Source organism: Paenibacillus wuxiensis (assembly GCF_040195695.1).
GTDB classification, from domain to species: Bacteria; Bacillota; Bacilli; order Paenibacillales; family Paenibacillaceae; genus Paenibacillus_B; species Paenibacillus_B suaedae.
Map to the genome: position 1 here is coordinate 110,206 of NZ_JBEFZI010000015.1, position 20,233 is coordinate 130,438.

19 protein-coding genes and 1 pseudogene are annotated in these 20,233 nt (G+C 44.0%); 18 read left to right on the forward strand and 2 right to left on the reverse strand.

From position 1 onward, the window contains the following. The first annotated feature begins 213 nt into the window (after positions 1-213). The 4 genes from ABN764_RS26860 (at position 214) to ABN764_RS26875 (ending at position 5,448) form a co-directional block, all read left to right on the forward strand. Positions 214-3,114 carry a polysaccharide lyase family 8 super-sandwich domain-containing protein gene (locus ABN764_RS26860; RefSeq protein WP_446673647.1) on the forward strand — a complete coding sequence of 967 codons (2,901 nt, stop codon included), beginning with the start codon at positions 214-216 and terminating at the stop codon, positions 3,112-3,114. Between the two features lie 481 nt (positions 3,115-3,595). Continuing rightward, positions 3,596-4,162 carry a GNAT family N-acetyltransferase gene (locus ABN764_RS26865; protein ID WP_446673648.1) on the forward strand — a complete coding sequence of 189 codons (567 nt, stop codon included), beginning with the start codon at positions 3,596-3,598 and terminating at the stop codon, positions 4,160-4,162. A gap of 173 nt (positions 4,163-4,335) precedes the next feature. After that, entirely contained in the window at positions 4,336-4,761 is a 426-nt protein-coding gene (locus ABN764_RS26870; RefSeq protein WP_174811542.1) for a GNAT family N-acetyltransferase, read from the forward strand. Positions 4,762-4,911: 150 nt separating this feature from the next. Then, complete coding sequence (locus ABN764_RS26875) at positions 4,912-5,448, forward strand: GNAT family N-acetyltransferase (RefSeq protein ID WP_268626105.1); 537 nt, start codon at positions 4,912-4,914, stop codon at positions 5,446-5,448. Positions 5,449-5,858: 410 nt separating this feature from the next. Here ABN764_RS26875 and ABN764_RS26880 read toward each other — a convergent pair whose 3' ends face one another. Beyond that, complete coding sequence (locus tag ABN764_RS26880; protein WP_446673649.1) at positions 5,859-6,278, reverse strand: exosporium protein C; 420 nt, start codon at positions 6,276-6,278, stop codon at positions 5,859-5,861. 143 nt (positions 6,279-6,421) lie between these two features. Here ABN764_RS26880 and ABN764_RS26885 point away from each other — a divergent pair, with 143 nt between their 5' ends. The 3 genes from ABN764_RS26885 (at position 6,422) to ABN764_RS26895 (ending at position 8,642) form a co-directional block, all read left to right on the forward strand. Further along, positions 6,422-7,534: a Gfo/Idh/MocA family protein gene (locus ABN764_RS26885; RefSeq protein ID WP_446673650.1), complete on the forward strand. Its 1,113-nt coding sequence runs from the start codon at positions 6,422-6,424 to the stop codon at positions 7,532-7,534. An 82-nt stretch (positions 7,535-7,616) separates the two neighbouring features. Continuing rightward, a complete protein-coding gene (locus ABN764_RS26890; protein ID WP_446673665.1) occupies positions 7,617-8,141 on the forward strand; it encodes a DinB family protein in 525 nt (174 codons plus the stop codon). A 72-nt stretch (positions 8,142-8,213) separates the two neighbouring features. Then, entirely contained in the window at positions 8,214-8,642 is a 429-nt protein-coding gene (locus tag ABN764_RS26895; protein ID WP_446673651.1) for a GNAT family N-acetyltransferase, read from the forward strand. A gap of 146 nt (positions 8,643-8,788) precedes the next feature. On the opposite strand, the gene ABN764_RS26900 is transcribed toward ABN764_RS26895, so the two are convergent. Then, entirely contained in the window at positions 8,789-10,381 is a 1,593-nt protein-coding gene (locus ABN764_RS26900; protein WP_446673652.1) for a polysaccharide lyase 6 family protein, read from the reverse strand. Between the two features lie 197 nt (positions 10,382-10,578). Between ABN764_RS26900 and ABN764_RS26905 the strand changes: the two genes are divergently transcribed. The 11 genes and pseudogenes from ABN764_RS26905 to ABN764_RS26955 all read left to right on the forward strand — a co-directional run. Continuing rightward, complete coding sequence (locus tag ABN764_RS26905; RefSeq protein ID WP_021255942.1) at positions 10,579-10,983, forward strand: YvaD family protein; 405 nt, start codon at positions 10,579-10,581, stop codon at positions 10,981-10,983. Beyond that, on the forward strand, positions 10,973-11,524 hold the full coding sequence (locus tag ABN764_RS26910; RefSeq protein ID WP_446673653.1) for a TetR/AcrR family transcriptional regulator: 552 nt from the start codon (positions 10,973-10,975) through the stop codon (positions 11,522-11,524). Before ABN764_RS26905 ends, ABN764_RS26910 begins: the two co-directional genes overlap by 11 nt. A 265-nt stretch (positions 11,525-11,789) precedes the next feature. Then, on the forward strand, positions 11,790-12,614 hold the full coding sequence (locus tag ABN764_RS26915; RefSeq protein ID WP_174808755.1) for an MBL fold metallo-hydrolase: 825 nt from the start codon (positions 11,790-11,792) through the stop codon (positions 12,612-12,614). A gap of 350 nt (positions 12,615-12,964) precedes the next feature. Next, positions 12,965-13,519, forward strand: a complete 555-nt coding sequence (locus ABN764_RS26920; RefSeq protein ID WP_174808754.1) for a GNAT family N-acetyltransferase — start codon at positions 12,965-12,967, stop codon at positions 13,517-13,519. 3 nt (positions 13,520-13,522) lie between these two features. After that, positions 13,523-14,062 (forward strand): histidine phosphatase family protein, encoded by a 540-nt coding sequence (locus tag ABN764_RS26925; protein WP_446673654.1) that lies wholly within the window; start codon positions 13,523-13,525, stop codon positions 14,060-14,062. A 142-nt stretch (positions 14,063-14,204) separates the two neighbouring features. Further along, entirely contained in the window at positions 14,205-14,780 is a 576-nt protein-coding gene (locus ABN764_RS26930) for a hypothetical protein (protein WP_446673655.1), read from the forward strand. A 181-nt stretch (positions 14,781-14,961) separates the two neighbouring features. Next, a pseudogene (locus ABN764_RS26935) lies at positions 14,962-15,399 on the forward strand (DinB family protein); the annotation flags it as partial. Between the two features lie 282 nt (positions 15,400-15,681). Then, positions 15,682-16,296: a superoxide dismutase gene (locus tag ABN764_RS26940; RefSeq protein ID WP_268626115.1), complete on the forward strand. Its 615-nt coding sequence runs from the start codon at positions 15,682-15,684 to the stop codon at positions 16,294-16,296. A 120-nt stretch (positions 16,297-16,416) separates the two neighbouring features. Continuing rightward, on the forward strand, positions 16,417-17,079 hold the full coding sequence (locus ABN764_RS26945; protein ID WP_446673656.1) for a helix-turn-helix transcriptional regulator: 663 nt from the start codon (positions 16,417-16,419) through the stop codon (positions 17,077-17,079). A 406-nt stretch (positions 17,080-17,485) separates the two neighbouring features. Continuing rightward, positions 17,486-18,013, forward strand: coding sequence for a GNAT family N-acetyltransferase (locus tag ABN764_RS26950; protein ID WP_072728627.1), 528 nt, complete (start codon positions 17,486-17,488; stop codon positions 18,011-18,013). Positions 18,014-18,203: 190 nt separating this feature from the next. Beyond that, on the forward strand, positions 18,204-20,233 hold a 2,030-nt coding region (locus ABN764_RS26955), incomplete at its 3' end, for an RCC1 domain-containing protein (protein ID WP_446673657.1).

The window sequence follows — 20,233 nt, forward strand, 5'->3', positions numbered from 1 at the left end:
AAATCAATATGCTTAGTAATCAGTGACGGAGGTTGGCGTACATGAGGCAGAAATGCTTTATGTGTGCTGATCTATTTCTTATTGGGCAAAATTATGCACAATGAAGTCAAAATAAGACACACACTCCTTTTGGTCGGATCGCTTATAGTTGAGCTATCTATTCATGATAACGCTTACAAATAAATCATCAAATCATTTGGGAGGAAATACATAATGAAACAATGGCCACATTGCGTTATTCGTGTCACGTTAGCGGTGTTCTTGCTGTGCTCTCTAATTCCCGTTATGGGACTGCCAAATGCTAGAGCGGAAGCAAGCAATCTGCTTAACGGCAGCTTTGAAGCGGGACAGCCTCCAGGGGGGCCTTGGAGCGCATTGCAGCCCAGCTACTGGAGTGAGTGGGTTCCATCCGGCAAGCCGATCCTGTCCTTAGATTCGGATATCTATTATGAAGGGGAGCGGTCGCTTACTATCAGCAGTGCTGAATATGCGCGGGCAGACGTTCTGCAAACCGTTGACGTAACGCCAGGCGAATCGTACACACTTACGGGGTGGCTGCGGACTAAGGACTTGCAGTCGAGTGTTTCTTATGGCGGGGCTTTTATTCGCACGCAATATTTGAACAGCTCGAATGATAAAATCAGTTCTGGTCCATCCTCATCTCCGCTAATCGGAACGCATGATTGGACGGAGCAGCGTTTGGAACTGTCCATTCCACAGCAGGCAACCCGGTTGAAGGTGGAACTGTTCTATGAGAGTGCGGCTGGGGAGGCATGGTACGATGCGATTCGCCTAAGTAGTAGCGGCAGCAATCCAGGCAATCCTCCAGCTGATGCCGCACAATTCAAGGCTGTGCGCGACAATCGCATTCAGCAATTGACAGGCAATGCCAGTTACAATTCGGCGGATTCGGACATGAACGCGGCGATCGCTTCTTTAGTGGAGAGTGTAAGCAATGGCAGCGGCACAGGGTTCTGGAATACGATGAACAAGCAGGCAGATCGCAGCTCGCTATGGAGTGATCTGTCCAGCCGCACCGAATCGGCTCATGTAACGGGGGCATTTCAACGCCTGCGGCAAATGGCGCTGGCATATGCGACGCAAGGCTCATCGCTGTATCGTGATCCGCAGCTGCGCGCTGATCTCATAAGCGGAGTCGATTGGATGTATGCCAATCGCTACAATGAGCGTGTCGCTCCTTATAAAAACTGGTGGGATTGGGAGATCGGCTCTCCGCAATATTTGAACGATATTACGGTGTTGCTGTTCGATGAACTGTCTGCCGCTCAAATCAACAGCTACAATTGCGCGATTGATGCGTTTGTCCCAGACCCGACAAGAAGAACTGTGCAGCCTAGCCTTATCGAAACAGGCGCTAACCTAGTAGACAAGGCCTTCGTTGTGATCCTGAGAGGAGCAACGGGTGCTTCGGACGCGAAGCTGATGCAAGGCAGAGACGCGATAAATCCGGTATTCCCATATGTAACTCGGGGGGACGGTTTCTATGCGGATGGCTCATTCGTGCAGCACGATGTCATTGCATATACAGGCAGCTATGGAACGGTATTGCTGGATCGGCTGTCCGAGATGCTCTATTTGCTGAATGGATCGCCATGGCAGGTTATCGATCCGCAGGCGGCGAACATATACCGCTGGATTGAGGATTCCTTCGAGCCGCTTATATACAAGGGCGCTATGATGGATATGGTACGCGGCCGTGCAATATCCCGCGAACTGTCGACCGATCACACCGCCGGCCGCGGCGCGATCAAGAGCATCCTGCGGCTGTCCGAGGCTGCTCCTGCTGCGGAGTCTATTCGTATGAAATCTGCCGTCAAGGCCTGGCTTCAGCAGGATGATTCCTTCGACAATTACTATGTTGGCTTAGGAACATACGATATCGCTTTAATGAAGAACCTGCTGCAAGAGTCCTCGATTTCACCCCGGGAAGATTTGGTCAAGCATCAGGTTTTTTCCGGCATGGATAGAGTCATTCATTTGCGGCCAGGCTTTGGCTTCGGTATCAGCATGTCCTCCAAGCGAATAGCCAGCTATGAATACGGCAATGGAGAGAACAAGAAAGCATGGCATACGGGGAACGGTATGACCTACTTATATAATGATGACATTACCCAATACAGCGACGGTTACTGGGCTACTGCAGACATGCTGCGATTGCCGGGCACGACCACAGACGGTTCATCCAGTGCCTTGCGCGACTGGAAATATTACCTTAGTCCGAAATCATGGGTAGGCGGAGCCTCCCTCGATGGTCAGTATGGGGCAACCGGGATGGAGTTTGCTGTGGAGAACAGTTCTTTAACGGGGAAAAAGTCATGGTTTGCCTTCGACAATGAAATCGTGGCGCTTGGTACAGGCATTACGGGCGGGGATGGACGTCAAGTCGAGACGATTGTCGATAACCGCAAAGTAAGTGAAGGTAGTGGGGCGCTAACTGTAAATGGTACCGTTCTACCCGTACAACCAGGGTGGTCGGAGAAGTTTTCTGATGTGTCATGGGCGCATCTAGACGGCAACGGCAAGGGGGATATCGGATACTATTTCCCGAAAGCAGCAATGTTTCAAGGCAAGCGCGAGGCTCGTACGGGAGCGTGGAAGGACGTCAATAACGGCGGCTCCGCATCACCGATTACAAGAGAGTATGTCTCTCTTGCCTTCGATCATGGCACGAATCCGAATCTCGGCTCCTATTCGTATGTGCTGCTGCCGAATTATGATGCGCAAGCAACCCTTCGCTACAGCCAAGCACCGGACATTACCGTGCTGAGCAATGGCACGAGCGTGCAGTCAGTTCGCGAGCATAAGCTGGGTATAACTGCGATCAATTATTGGTTGCCTGCGGTTGTGGACGGAATAGCGTCCAAGCAACCGGCCTCCGCACTGGTGAAGGAGACGGATTCGGAGCTGGTCATTGCCGTATCCGATCCAACCCAGAACCAATCGCAAGTCGTGATGGAATTGAATCGCAAGGGATGGAGGCTGGCATCGGCGGATTCAACGATTACGGTGCAGCAGACAGAGCCTTCGATTAAACTGACGGTGAATACTGCGGGAGCCAAGGGACGTACACATACTGTTCGTTTTACGAAGTAGAGACCTCGGTTCAGTAGCATCAACCGCAAGCGGCAATAGAGCAAGTTCTAATCTGCAACGAAAGTAACTTCATATGCGTAAATCCAAAAGTCCTTACGTACATCAAGCATCGCTGATGTGTGTAGGGACTTTTTTCAATGCAACAAGGTGATAGGCAAAGAATTGGAAATATGAACGTTAAGCGGATGGTAGCACTCAAATCTACCACCTATGCCCCCAAACCCGCTGATCCCGTTGTTGCTACTGCTTAGGAATGCCAATTGGCATTATTAATACCTCTAAGGGATAACTGTTAAATATGAATGATACCTCCGTCATCGTTTGCACAAATAAGAGTCGCCCTCATCTGCCTTTTATATGCTTGACCTTAACGCTGGGATAAAGTGTATGTTGTAAATAAGAAATATCGTCGGCAATCGGAAGGATGAGGGGACGATATTTCTCAGTATGTAATGACATCCTATTAATGAGGTGAGAGGGAATGAATGAAAAGCAGGTTGTTCGAATCGGAAGTAGAGTTCGTTTACGCAATATTACATTAGACGATATACATCAATTATACTCGTTCATATACGGTGAAGCAGCACCGGAATGGAAGAAGTGGGACGCTCCGTACTATCCTCTTGAGAGCAAGAGTTATGAAGAATATCAAGAAGAGATGATGAGATTTTTAGATATGGATCCGAAGCCTACGCCTGAAATGTTAATAGAAGTGAACGGCGAGATAATCGGCTTTGTGAGCTATTACTGGGAACACAGGCCATCCAATTGGCTGGAGATCGGCATTGTAATCTATAATCCACAGTATTGGAATGGAGGATACGGAACAGAAGCATTGCGTTTATGGATCGATCATTTATTTGCCGAACTGCCGCTCGTAAGAATCGGTCTGACGACCTGGTCCGGGAACGAGAGGATGATAAGGGTCGCCGAAAAGCTTGGCATGACATGCGAAGGGAGACTTCGAAAGTGCCGGTTATACAATGGGTTATATTACGATTCTATTCGTATGGGCATGCTGCGCGAAGAGTGGGAGCAACAGGGCTGAGCTCAGAATCGATCATTTTCTATAATGACATGGAAGGATTCAGGGTCAATGTCATTTTTGAATCGAAGTATGCACTTTGTTTTGGATGATACTCGTGTATACTCAAGATATATGCTATTTGAGCTTATGCAGAAATGTAGGCACTAATCTATGAAAGATGGGGGCTTTGAGTTATGCCAGACAACTACAGTGTTTCACGTGGTACAACTGAGGAAGCTGAATATGTACGAAATAAATTGATTGAGTTCAATAAAAAGATTGTCCCAAATGTTAGATTCGAAGAGGTTCATCTTTGTGTCAAAAATGATACAGGCGAAATCATCGCCGGACTTAACGGTATCGTATGTTGGAATTGGATGGAGATCGATATTTTGTGGGTGGATGAAGGACATCGTGGAGAAGGCCACGGCGCGCAATTGCTGCAGGAAGCAGATCGCATCGCCAGAGAAAAGAACTGCACCTTCATAACCTTGAATACGTTCAGCTTTCAGGCGCCGGAATTTTACAAAAAGTATGGTTATGAAGCACTTGCAATTATTGAGGACGCGCCGATTGGCTATCGGCACCACTTCTATAAGAAGGATTTGTTAGCAAAATGAGAGGGCGTTAACGACAGAACCCTGATGCAAAGGACAAATCATAATGGAGCATGCGAAATACCTGATAATTCCATTCGTTCATCGATTGCGAACATGCGGCACTACTAACTACAGCGTAACAATAAATCACGATTGAGTGGAGAATGGAACATGTCTTACATATATCGCAGTTTAACGATGGATGAGTGTGAACGAATCCAAGAAATTAATCCGTCTCAGTACATCAAAAGGGCATGGCGGGAAGTAGATGGTGTACGTCGATTAATCGAAATTAATTATCAAGAGAATGATTGGCCTGATGGCTATGAGCATTACCTCTCGAAATTGAAACAAACCATCAATCAGGATGGCTGTGCGGTTGGCGTATTTGAGGATACGGGAAAATTGGTCGGGTTCGGAACGATCAATCGAGAGATGTTTGGGCAAGCATACAAGTATGTACTGCTAGACTCTTTATTTATTTCTTTAGAGTATCGCAATAAGGGGATCGGCAAAGAATTATTCCGGACTTGTGCCGAAACAGCGAGAGAATGGGGAGCAGATAAAATTTATATTTGCGCCGGCTCTGCAGAGGATACAATCGCATTCTACTGTGCATTGGGATGTAAGGAAGCAGCGGAAGTAAATGAAAAGCTGTATGAAAGCGACCCGAGAGATATGCAACTGGAGTATCATCTATCATCATAAATACGAATCCCTGCACCGTTGAGCAGCAATACGAATTGAGCTGAGTTGAGCTGAGAGCGTGTCGGACTCCTTCGTTCCGCCTGTTCGGCCATTAGCAACAAGTTATGGGCCCTATAGGTGGCACTTCGACATGCTAACATAGAGCTGAAGCGGCAATCTGTCTCCCTGTTTTATGAGAGCAGATTGCCGTTTTTTTATGAAAAGTAATACAAGGCCGTGGTCACTATTCAATTTACCCTGTTCACTATTCTAGCCTGTGAGTTCTTATAAGATTGATTGAATAGGATTGAGTGCTGGAATCATGCATTTGCTAGTGTAGATCATGATGCGGTATGCTTTAGATTAGAAATAAGATCCAAATACAACCCTAGGAAAATAACGATCCTATTGAAGATATAGAAAAATATCTATTAGTTCCTTGTTTTAACAGCTAAACCACTAAACGATATTGGCCCAACGATATCGGCTCTCGTATTTGCCGTACGGTTTTCTGCTGTGACCGTATAAACATGTGTGCCCGTTCTTACATTTCTATCTTCGGCCTGGAAGGTAACTACGTAATTCTGTTCAGAACCGGCGGATTCGATTCCTTGCTGCGTATTGAAAATTTCTCTACCATCGCGGAATATGCGAAACAGGATTTGCGCAATTCCAGTCACACCTTTAACCCCTACGGTTGCTACCAAGTCTACGCGATTCGGTTGAGCGTTCATTGGAATTCGTATCGAGATTGTAGCGAGTCGAGTTCTTGCTCTTCGGATCGTAACTGCATTTGCTGGGTTGAATCTACTGCGTGGCTGAACCGCAGCTTTATCGAGAATACGTGCCAAACCCATCAACTCCTTTTGTTTGATAGTAGTAAGATATGCTGAATTAAGAGAGAATGCTTGGACAATTTTGTGTGCGGTTTGGAAGAATAAGAGGAATTCATGTCAAGGATTTGGTGAAATGATATCATTTGAGGAGACATCACATGAGGACGATTAAGTTAGGCATGATTGGCAGCGGGCATGTGAGCAACCGCTACTTTGAACAAGCAGCTGGGCTGGAAGGCGTGCAATTTGTCGCAACTTATTCCAGAAATCTGTACAATGCAGAGAGAAAAGCAGAAGAATATGGAGTTCCTAGCTGGTATGATGATTATCGTGAAATGATGGACAAGGACCAGTTGGATGGCGTCGTCGTCACAACCCCTCATTCGATACATGCGGAACCCGTGCTCGCTGCACTTGAAAGAGGGCTTCATGTGCTCAATGAGAAGCCAATGGCAACCTCGCTGGAAGAATGTCGGCGTATGGTTGCTATAGCTGAAGAGAAACAAGTGATATTAATGAACTTGCCGTATGATTTGCATCCCGTGTATCTAACGGCTGCCGATTATGTGAATGAACGATATATTGGGAAGATTACCGGTGCGGAGGCGCAGTTGTCTCTGCCGGGGCCTTGGAGAGACAACTGGTATTATGATAAATCTGTCGCGCATGGCGGAGCGGTTCTGGATTGTTTGGTATATCCACTTAGCCGCCTAATCGGCCTATTAGGGCCTGCCGTCAGTGTTATGGCAGAAGTGAATACACTGATACCAAATCGAATCGTTGGTGGTGGCAAGAAGGTGTCCAGTGATGTAGATGATAATGTGACGCTGATCCTGCAATTTGCCGGAGGACAGCATGCGGTTATTCGCTCCTTATGGGGGATGGCATTTAAGCAGAACAATACGATCATTTACGGCCGCAAGGGGACGATAGCATTGAATGACAGCGGTTATCCGCTTGTGATTCATTCGCCTGATCAAGTAATTCCAGGTGCGGAGCAAGTAAGCTGGAGAGGACTTGAGAATTGTTATCTCCCACGAAACGAATTCGCACGGCATCAAAGTGAAAGTGTAATCGGTTACTTTGCTCATTGCCTTCGTACAGGAGAACAGCCTATTCAATCCGCGAAGCAGCAGTTGCATGTCCACGAGATTATGTTCGGGGCTTATCGTTCCGCAGAATCCGGACAGCGGTATCCATTGACTACAACCTTTACTCCGTGGAGTCAATTGGATACTGCATTATTCGATACTCGCAGCGGTTATTTGTAAATATACATATAGAAACAAAGGTTGAATTAGCATCATGTGGAACGGGCTGTATACCATTAAAAGGGGGAAGAAGACAATGGATATGGAAAAGTTATTTCTGATCACTGATATTGATGGTTTTACTCCAGAAATCAGCAGGCTCGTTTCGATGATGAATTATGCGCGCTACACAACGATGAATACGGTAGAGGGATTAAGTCAGGCACAATTGGATTATGTGATGGATCCACACAGCAATTCCATTGGAGCGCTGCTATACCATATGGCTGCTGTTGAATTTGCGTATCAAGCATTTACATTCGAGCATCGTGAATTAACCGAGCAGGAACTGCTAACGTGGGGAGCCGCATTAGAGTTAGGGGAGAAAGGCCAGCAGTTGATTAAGGGGCATGATCTGAACTTCTATTTAACGTTGTTGGACGAAGTTAGACAGCGTACACTCGATGGATTCAAGAGCAGAAATGATGAGTGGCTGCATGAAGAAGCTCCCTTCTGGCATGGTAAACCTACGAACAACTATTTCAAATGGTTCCATGTGTTTGAGGATGAAATCAATCACCGAGGCCAGATGAGAATTATCAAAAAGAAACTCCCTCAGAGCTTGTAGCTGATTGAAAACACATGATCGTGAAGTAAATCTTCTGTATTCAGGGAGATCTAGTAGATTGGAGAATGGTAAATGAGCAGAAACTATACAATAGAGACGAGAATTCCGACTGTAATTGAATATGAGAAAATATGCAGAGCAGTCGGATGGAAAGAGTACATGAACTTTGATGTTGTTGGAGAATCGCTCCGCAATTCATTGTTCGGCGTCGTTGTGCATGATCAAGAAGAAATTGTGGGAATGGGAAGAGTTGTAGGGGACGGACAGATTTATTTCTATATCCAGGATATTGCTGTAGCTCCAGAGCATCAGGGTAATGGAGTCGGCAAACTGATTATGGAGACGATCAAAGCCTATCTGGAAGAAACGGCACCAGATAAATCGTTCGTTGGTTTATTTGCTTCGAAAGGGAAAGAGGATTTCTATGAGCAATACGGGTTCCATAACCATGATGGAATGACTGGGATGTTCGGCGTGATTCACGATCGAAAGTTGCAATAAATGCAATAAAAATAAAAAACATGCCCTTGCGATAAACTGTACCCTATCGAGTGGACACTTTAAAAAAGTCTCTCGATAGGGTACTTATTGTCTATAACAGAAAGACGGATATGAGGAGTTATAATGAGTTCATTACTATATCCCGTCTATTCCGGTGCGTTTGGACCCACATCAGATGGTTTAAGCGGTTTGCGACTACTAGTTGCATTCGAAAATTCATCAGCACCTACATCGGTTTTCGAGCGTGGTTGACCATCCATATCATCTGCCACTTTCACTCGCTTTTCAAGCTGGCTATCACTTACTGCTTTATTTATTGCTGGGCTCTTGGCAGATAGTTTATGCAAGCCTTCGGAGATGGTGAAATCTGGATTGTTGGCTGATATTTCAGAAGTGCCGCGTGAGGTATTGTTCAATGTGCTTCCAAAGCCGATGTTACCCTTGAAGACAGTGTCGGTGCTGCTAGGCTCGTGATATAAGATGCCCGTCTTGTTAGCGACGATATTGTTGGCTATCCAGCTTCCAGTTGGGGCGTATTTTTTAGTCGCATTCGTTGAACCGACCGTAATCCCGACTTTACTGTTAACAATGGTGTTATTTACGACTGTTGCACGATACACTCGCCAGTGGGAACTCAAATCTTCATTTGTAAGATTCTCTGGTGTCCCGTCTGTTCCACCGTCATACCTGCCGCTGTCCAGCAATATTGCATCACCTGTTATGCCTTCCATATAATTGTTATAAATTTCATGATCATTTCCGTATACCCGAATGCCCAGTACCTTCTCCTTCACGCCATCCCCAAAAAAGAAGTTGCCGTAAAACTTATTTTTGTGACCATGTCTGGCTATCAAACCGCCACGATTATTTATGAAAGTGTTATACCTAACCTCATTGTCGCCTGATTTTACCGACACCACCTCTAGATCGCCGTCACAATTCTCGAATAGATTGTATTGGACTTTGATTTCACCCTTGGTTAAGGAGATCTTCGATGTTCCAAGACGAATCGTTTCATTGCCGTTTGCTTCAGAAAACGCAACGTTGCGGAAATGGTTGTATTCAATCACGTCACGCTGAGAAATTTGTTTATTAGTTTCCTTTATAAATCCACTAAAAGCAATTACTGGTCCAGGATCGCTTTTCCCGTTGAAATCATTGCGATCAATATGGTTGTCAGAGCTGTTCTCACCTTTGATCTCCAGCCAGATCGTCTTATTCCCAGTTGAAGGAACGGCAAATGAATTACGTGTCAGTCGAATATGGTTTGAGCCGTCAAGCTGAACCGCTGCACTGCGGTCGGCAGTTCCGGTGTTCGTAATTTTCAGACCTTCAACGACAATATACGATGAACGGGCAATGTGTAACACGTCAGCACCCGCAATAATTGCTCGCCCACGGTTTGCGGCTTTAATCGTAATCGGACTTGTACTCGTGCCATGTTTATCACTGATTTGAAGCGCTTTGCTTCCTGTGTATGTACCATTTGCCAACACAATGGTAGTCCCTGGAGTTGCCTGGGCAATTGCTTTCTCTAACTGTGAAGAGTTCGACACTTTTACTTCCCTCGATGATAGACTCGATACTACCTCCAGTTCAGGCGCAACGTTATAAACGGCGTCTGTTACTGTGGTCGGGTCACCGGCAAACTGATTTTCCGCTGATGAATAACTTGTTACTGGAAGCAAGGTTACTGATAACAAGGTCATTAGTAATAATCGTCTAACTTTGATCAACATGATCACCTCTGTATATAATTGTAATCCCTCCTTCTATATATCACCTATTTTGGTATAGAGAATATTAAAGTTTGGTAAAAATTTTATGCCCTCTATTGAATCTTGGAAAAAGGAAGGGTATGATGGAAAACGAGGAAAACATAATGTTATATATGTTTTCCTCGTTTTCTTTACATCATGTTCGAGGGGAGAGTAAAATGGGAAGAACATTGAAAGGTCTTATGCTATTCACGGATATTGGGTTTATTGTGTATTGGACGATTACGTTCATGGGATGGATTCCGAAAGAGTATCTCTATCAGGATTACAGCAATGAGCTGCTTGTAGCCTGGAATATGTCTTTTATTCCGCTTGATATGTTCATTTCGGCTACAGGACTGCTAAGCATTTATTATTACAATAGGAAGAACCCTGTGTGGTCATCGCTATGTTTCGCTTCCTTGCTGCTTACCTCTTGTTCGGGATTGCAGGCCATTTCCTTTTGGGCGATCCGATTGGATTTCGATGTCATGTGGTGGACACCGAATCTATTCCTCTTGATATATCCACTGTTCTTTTTGGCGAAAGTGATAAAAAGGGGGCGTACATCGTTTGCAGGATAGAATTGCGGCAGCTGCCATTGAGGAGATTAAGGCCCGAGGGTTGAAATTCGCAATACGGGATGTGGCAAGTCGCCTCGGAATAAGCACAAAGACGTTGTATCAGCATTTTGACTCCAAGGAACAGATCATTACGTATCTGATTGAGCAATCGATACAAGAAATGAAGGATACCGAAGCGCAAATGATGAATGACGAATCCTTGTCTGTCGTGCAAAAAGTAGAGCAGGCACTAATGACGCTTCCAAGCGCGTTTGCCTTCACTGATATTCGTACATTGGATGAGCTTAAGAAATTCTATCCAGATCAGTGGAAGCTCGTAGATGCGTATGTGCAAGAAGGATGGGACAATATTCGTGTGCTTATCCATCAGGGAATTCAAGAGCAACACATTCGACCTTTTGATATGGATCTGTTCATTCAAATGTACGTAGGAGCGTTATATCAACTTATGGATCGCAGAGCCAATGAAGGCAGTCGGATGTCGCTAGAGGAAGCCCTACAGCGTACGGTCGAAATGCTTCTACATGGAATTTTGAAATAAAATATATTTGGAGCAGCAGTAGCAGATCATGTGCGATCAGCTTCTGCTGTTTTATTTTCTCGACTAAGGCTGTGCTTCAACAAGAGGACAAATCAATTACATTTTGTGAAGAAACGTTAGCAGATTCGTCATTACCAAATATTACGTACCCCTTTATACTTATGTGAGATCATACTGCTCAAATCGAGCAGATAGTAAAAGAATCGAGAAATCTTTAGGCAGTTATACGATTGGATGGGGACGTTAGAACAGGAGGAATGAAGATATGAAAATTACATCACTGCTCGAAAACACCAAACAAGACGATAAATTAACTGCAAGGCATGGCCTGTCAGTGTATATTGAAACGGAGCAAATGAATATTATTTTTGATTTAGGACCTGATAATTCCTATATAAAAAATGCACAAAAAATGGGCATTGATTTGAACAAAGCGAATATTGTTGTCGTTTCACATGGACATTCAGACCACATTGGTGGTTTACGTTATCTTAATGAAGTTAATAAACATGCAAACATATATCTATCATCTTATGCGTTAGAACCTCACTGGCTTAAGATTGGGGGCTACTATCATCATGTAGGAGCAAAGGATGATATTCAAAATGGATATGGGAATCGAATTCATTTTATAGAAAGTGATGTAGAAATAGCAAAAGGAATTCATATTATTACGTTAAAACCTACAAATGAATATACAAAAAATCTTTATAAGGGAAGAAATAAAGAGTTGGATGATTTTAATCATGAAATCATGTTAGTTATAGAAAATAAAAATGGAATTGTTCTATTAAGTGGTTGTAGCCATCATGGGATAGTAAATATGGCAAAAATCGCATTAAAGAAATTTCCTAATAAGAACATTGACGTAATCATTGGAGGGTTCCATTTAATAGGAATACCGATCATAAATACACTAGGGAAAACAAAAGAAGAAATCATTTCGATTGGTAATGAGTTAGAGCAAATGCCTATTAATAAGATATATTCTTGTCATTGCACTGGTTTAAAAGGATATAAATTCCTTGCTACTGTTTTAAAAGAGAAATTGCATTCTTTCCCAACAGGAAAACAAATTATTATAGATTAACTCGTTGATTTGAGAAAAGGAGCATTTTGTACATTCATTTCCAATATTATGAATTTACGTTATACTTAATGGTAATGTGAGTTAGCTATTCTCCGACCGTATTGTGATGCGACAGGACAGGCAGCAGCTATGACTGCATATGATGCTCAGCATGCTCATTCATGTAAAATACGATACGAGGAGTTGAGAGCAGTGAGCAATACATAATTCATTTTGAATAACTAAGCAGCCTTCATGAATGGGAACAGAAGCCATTGTCTCTACTCGTGAAGGTTTTTTTTTCATAACTCAACCTACTTCATATCAAGCAGCAGAGAAAGTACGAATCAAGATGGAAATGGAGGCGTGAGATGTCAACCATTTTTCAAACCGAGAGATTAGTCATGAAACAAATTGATGAAGTCCATGCCGAGCAGGTGTTGGACTACATGGTACGGAATCGAGAATTTCTGTCAGCGTGGGAGATTAAGAGGGAGCCAGCCTTCTATACGATGGAGTGGCAAACAAAAGTGCTGCGAGAAGAACGCATTCAATATGAGAGAGGGCACTTGTTCAAATTATGGATATATGGATTAGATAATACGGAGCGAATTATTGGCTCTATAGCACTTAGTAATATCATTAGAGGGGCATTTCAATCCTGCCATCTTGGTTATAAACTGGATAAGGATTTGCAAGGAAGAGGGTACATATCCGAAGCGTTGACTGTGATGATTGAAATCGCATTTCGTGATTTGGAGCTCCATCGTATCGAAGCCAACATCATGCCACATAACAAGGCTTCACTTCGAGTAGTGGAGAAGCAGGGATTTCAATTCGAGGGATTAGCCAAGAAATATCTCAAAATTAATGGGAAATGGGAAGACCACATCCATATGGTGTTGTTGAATGAGGAGATGGAGTAGGGAATGAAGATTGGGCTAGTGAGACATTTTCCCGTTCAGTGCAAACCGGAGAAGAAGTGGATGAGCTCTGCGGATTTCAATCATTGGGTTGAGCAGTATGATCAAGCAGAGGTCATCCTTGCTGATCCTCCAAATGACACCACAGTGTGGGATCTCTGTGTGTCTAGTGATTTATCAAGAGCAGTGACAACCGCCGAGCATATTTATAAAGGCAGGATTATCACAACCCATCGTCTTCGAGAGATTGGAATGCGTTCCGTGTTGCAATCGAACGTCAAGTTGCCGCACAGTGTATGGATGATTTTATCACGATTGGCGTGGCTATGCTCTCACCCATCACAAGGGGAGACGAAGCAGCAAACATTATCAAGGGTTAAAGAAGTTATCGATTGGATTGAAGCGGAAAATCAATCGAATGTCCTTATCGTATGTCATGGGGCATTGATGAAGGTTGTGCATAAAGAACTTGTCCGAAGGGATTACAAAGGGAAAGCGGAATGGAAGCCCCAAAACGGGAAACTGTATGTATATGTGAAGGGGTAGGGCGGATTGGAGGCGAAGAAGAGGCAGTTATCCTTGAAATGCAATAACGAAGATAAATGTAAGATTAGAAAAAGAGTGATCAATAAGATACTAGGCTTTCTTTGATAAGAATGAAAGTACCACAATAATAAGGGGATATGCTGTGTCGAATGAGAAAGTTACCTTAAGAGATCTCGTTTTGGATAAACCATTTGCATATAAATTAAGTGTGATGTTGGAAAGTAGATTAATCGGGTATAAGCATTTTTATCTGTTCTGTGATGAAATCATTGACGTCTATACGAAGCCACCATATTGGATCATTCAATTAGCAGTAACAAAATATCAGGCAAGTGCGATTAGTATTGTGAATCATTACCTTTATTCCGAACCATTTATAGAAAACGATCCCAAGCTCTATGATCAGTACATTGCATGTTTATATCTCAGATATGCAAGAAACGAATTGTCATGGGCTTCCTTCTTATGCAAATCAAGGGAGTATTCGGATGGGACAGGAAGTGTAAAGGAACCTTGTGAGTATTTTTATGATTTATTGAATGATTTTGAAAGATCGGAATATAGCAGTGAACTAGAGAAACACCAATTGTTCGGAGTAGTTGAGAAATTCAGAAGTGATATTGATGCCATGAATCCAATTTATCAGATGTTCAGAGGATACTACAAAAAATATGTGAATCGTAATCTTTGCTCTTATTACCTAGGAAATAAACGCTAGAAATGACCTAGCATGGCTGTCTTTAGATTGTAATCGAATCAACGATTGTTACAATGAAACAGGACAGATCGTAAATGTCTAGTGTTCCAAATGACCTAACATTGAATATGGAGGGATCGCCCTGCAGACCTTTGTCCATTATAACTGGACAGTTCGATAACAATGATATCAATGGTGTAAAGATATCCCCTACGAGGAACTGGTTCGTCCGCGAGTAGGTGGAGTCGGCGGAATCTTGCCCACGCTGTTCCATGTGGTTGACGTGGAGTGGAGCTGGATTCGTGTACTGCAAGGAAAGCAGGACTTCGAAGAAGGATTCGAGAAGTACAATACGCTTGAGAAAATCATTCAACTAGATGAACAGTTTCGGCCTGAAGTAGAAGAATTTGTTCGCTCATGGAATGACAGCATGGAGACGCGTCCTTTTTATGATCATCGACCAGACGGCACTGTACTTGTGTATGCTTGGGGAGAAGTGATGCGGCATACCATAGCCCATCACATTCACCATAGCGGTCAGCTATCGGTCTGGGCAAGAGAAGTCGGGAAGCAGCCAGTGTCGGCTAATATGATTCGAAAAAACCTTATTCAACCAAACATGACCGTAGATCATTTGTAATAGATATGTTACCTACAGCAATGGGACGAAGAAAGAACAGCCAGTTTTTCCAGCCTGTTATATTGTACGAAGCTATTGCATGTCAACAAAATAGGTAGTTGAGTGAAGACAATCCATTCGAGGCGTTCGAAGGGTGCGTCTTTTTTTTATTGAAATACGTAAACCATGTATCTCTCCTTAAATGTTTCCCTAAGGAAAAATAATTTACTATATACAAAAGTTTTGGGTAAATATATAATTAGAGGTATATCCGGATATACGAACCAAGAAGGAGATGATTACATGAGCGTATTTACTTTGCCAGAACTTCCGTATGCATACGATGAGCTGGAGCCTCATCTGGATGCAAGAACGATGGAGATCCACCATGGGAAGCATCATGCCACTTATGTGGCTAATTTAAATAAGGCGTTGGAAGGTCAGAAGCAATTTGCAAATGCTTCGGTTGAAGAATTGATCAGTAACTTGAACGATGTACCGGAAGAAATACGTGCTGCGGTTCGCAACCAAGGCGGGGGACATTACGGGCACAGTTTATATTGGTCGATTATGAGTCCTACCGGCGGGGGCAGTCCATATGGAGACATCGCTAAAGGGATCGAGAAGCACTTCGGCAGCTTCGAACAGATGAAGGATGAGCTGACGAAGGCGGCAATCAGCCGATTCGGATCTGGCTGGGGCTGGCTCGTCGTGAACGGAGATAAGCTTGAGGTGATGAGTACACCGAATCAGGACACACCACTAATGGAGAACAAAACGCCTATTCTGGTGGTGGATGTGTGGGAGCATGCTTACTATTTGCAATATCAGAATCGGAGACCGGACTTCGTGTCCTCCTGGTGGAATGTAGTGGATTGGGAAGAAGTGAACCGCCGCTACAATGAAGCTGTACGTTAATCACGATGTGCGTAAACGTTGCGGAAGCAGGACGCTGCTTCTGCAAGGTGTGGGCTGCATCTCAGCGAAGGGAAAATACGGCGCTTGGAGCATTGAATGATTAGGGAAAGGAGCATGCGAATGAGTATGAGCCAAAAGAGGAGTGTAGTAAGTCTTTCCGGCCAAGACAGCACCTCCAGAGAACAAGTATTGTTCTGGCTGAAAAAGCTCGGTACAGTCACAGTTCAGGATCTGATTGATCGGATGGATGTGACAGGCGTTGCAATTCGGCGATATCTAACGGAACTGCAAGAAGAGGGGCACATCGTAACGAAGGTGCAGCGCCATCAGGTTGGCAGACCGACACATTATTATCAACTGACTGATTCAGCATTAGAGCTGTATCCACGTCAATATGATGAACTAGCGACTGAACTGTTCGATGAGCTTGAGGCGCTGTACGGGGAAACGGGTGTGGCTTTGTTCTTCGAACAGAGAAGCACTAAGCTGAAACGAAGATATGAAGATACAGTTACTGGAGAAACGCTAGAGGATCGGCTGGAGGCGCTCGTCCGAGTGCAAAATGAACAAGGCTACATGGCAAACGTGCATCCGAATGCAGATGGCTCCTTTTCCTTCGAAGAGAAGAACTGTCCGATTGCCAAAGTGGCGTGCAGGTACGGCCATGCCTGCCGCTGCGAGCTGCAATTATTTCGTTCCTTGCTCCAAGTCCAAGTAGAGCGTACAGCCTGCATGGCTGAAGGTGGAAGTGTGTGCAGTTATCACATTATGCAAGATTCGTAAATGTAAAATCAATATTGGAGCATGTTCAATAAGCTTCCCTAACAGGCTTTTCGAGCATGCTTTTTTGTTACCTTCATATTTAACTCATAACATCGGCATGTTTCGAATTATGACACTATCGTTAGCGCATGAAAGGATGTATAATAATGGATGATGTTTTGCGGAAACCTTTTGCGGCCAATCTGCATCCAAGTAATAGAACAATTGCATTAATAGCGTCATTGCAATAATAGATTAGCATCTAAGAGGGAGGTGAAAGGGTAATCCCTAATTGTAGAATCAGGATTCTAATGGCTGCCCGTCCTGCATTTTGCCTGAATGCCGCATGATAAGTCGCAGTTGGTTATACCAGCTGATGAAAAGCGATTTGAAATGACACATTCACGCAAAAATAGGAGGAAGTACAATGATAAACTATCAAGTAATGACGGAAGCTCAAGTGGACAAATTGAAGGAAATCGATCGCTCGGAGCATATTGAGCTGATTTATGAGATGCATGACGGCAAGATGACGGAAATCCATGCGAACCACGAATGTCCGAATTGGGACATCGAGCAGCTGCAGGAGATGGAAGAACGATATGTATACGAACTGCAGAACGGCGGTATGGCCGTAGGTGCTTTCGATGGAGACACCTTAGTAGGCTTCGGCGTATTGGCTCATCAATGGCGCGGGGAGCAGCACGACCAGCTTCAGGTTGATCTCATGTATGTATCTCGGACTCATCGCAGACAAGGGATCGGATCGCGCATAATGAATGAGCTGGCGGAAGAAGCGAGAAGAAGGGGCGCAAAGCACCTCTATGTTTCTTCAACAGAAACTCGCTCGGCGGTATCCTTTTACAAGAGCAATGGCAGCCAGTTGACGGATGAAGTAGATCCTGAGCTCTTCCAAAAAGAGCCGAAAGATATCCATATGCTGATTACGCTTTAGAAGTTATGTTACTTCGATAGGATTGTACGATGAAGTGCTGGCGCAATTTGCCAGCACTTTTGTATTTGTAAGTTTTCGTATTTATATGAACAATGTAGCCGAAAGTGAAATCGAAGTAGCTTTTAACCGATAATATGAAATGAAATGAAAGTGAAAGTAAGGAAATATAGAAAAAGAGGGGGAAACGAAATTGAATTCGACAATGAAACGATTAATGTCAGTGTTGCTATGCCTTATGTTAGTCCTTACAGCTCATTCAGGTTCGGTTCAAGCCAAAGGGAATAATGGAAATACCGTTAGCGAACAGCAATATACACGTATCGGTGAGGATTACGAAATACTTGATGGGAATATGCTTCTATCAAAAAAAGACGGAACGGTATGGTATTGGGACACACTTGCTTATTCCGCCCAAGTTTCCGATCCATTCTATCAAGCCAAACTTGTGCAAATTCCGGGCTTGCGGGATGTGAAACAATTCTCATTCGAGGGCACGAACGGGGAAAGTAGATTAATGACGAATTACGCTGCATTAAAAAAAGACGGAACCGTATGGTATTGGGATTCTAGGAACAACACCCATCCTAAAGATTCTAGGATTGCTCCGAAGCCTATCAAAGATTTGAATCACGTAACATCACTCGTCGCCGATTATACCGGCAACTCTAAAAATTACAAGACCTTATTTGTATTAAAATCGGACGGTTCGGTCTGGTGGTGGTTAGCTCGACAAGGCAAAGCTTCGTCAACGGCTTATGCTAAGATTCTTGATCATGTCGCATCTATAAAATCTGTGAACGGTCGCATATACGCAGTTAAAAAAGATGGTTCGGTATGGAAATGGGGAGCATACATGTACTGGCCGCATAATAACCAATCAAACCAAACTGATAACAAAGGTCCAGAGCAGATCAAAGGGCTTGACGGCATCGTCAACATAGAGATGGGCGGTAGAACAAATTATGCTTATAAGAAAGATGGCACGGTTTGGTCTTGGAAAACTTATGATTCTGAAAGTACTCCGATTCAATTACATAAAGCAACAGGCGCTAAGGGAATTGTTCAATTTGGCTCACAGCTGAAAGATTCGAATATCGATACTACTTATGCTTTGCGAGCAGACGATAAGCTCTGGTCAATAGACAGCGATAAAGTGTTCCCCGAGCTTTCGAATATCGCATCCGTACACTACAAGGACAAGGACAGCTATATGGAAAACTATGTACTGAAAAAGGATCTGACCTTGTGGGCATGGAAATATAAGGTTTCTGCCTATCCGAAACTTGTTGTGTTCGTGAAAGAAACGGCAGCTGGTGCTGGCAATCGCTCTGGAAAGGAAAACAAATCAACTGACGAATATTCAGGGACAGCAAACAAACCAACAGGCGATCATTCTGGGTCAACAGATAAACCAACTAGTGATCGTTCAGGGATCGTAAACACACCAACAGGTAATCGTCCTGAGATCAAAACTCAACCTGAGATAATAAGATTGACTTCACCGGAAGTCAGCCTTTATCCGTTTATAACGATGCTGCAGCCTGGCGGACAACAGCCTATTGTTGCAAACAATGTGCTTCCTGGAACTAAAATAGTATATACCATCGACGATCCGAGCATAGGAACGGTCACGAATGTGAATGGCATGCCGGTCATCACTGCGAATAAATCCGGACAAACCATTGTACGGGCTACAACAACCAGAGCCGGTTTTCCGGATGAAACGACTTACATATTGTTGTATGTCGCGGACGGCAGCATGGCTTCCGATACGTATTTCACTGCCGTCCGGTTTATTCCTGACGCAGAAAAGCAGAACTCAGTTATCGTGGAAGGACTAACGCAAGCAGGAGAGCTTGTAATCACAGCCGCGAGCAGTGAAAAGCCGACTCCTGTCAACGGTCAGATCGCCTTAACCCCCGAATTGATTGCCCGCTTAGCAGGTAATGCGTCAAAGGCGAAGTCAGCGGTACAGCAGGCACTGTCAGAAAATAAGATTGTTCCAGCGAGAGAGCTGATCGTGAATGCGGAAATATTGTCTTTGCCTGGACAAAATGAATATATGTTCAAACTTGATAAGAGTGGATTAGCCGGTCGGAAGGATATTGACTATATAACCGTTTATGCAGGGGATGCGAAACTGGTATTCAATGTTGCGACCGCAGAGCGTCTGTTCCAATCGCAACCGTTTATCGTCATTCGTCTGGCGAAAGAGAGTAA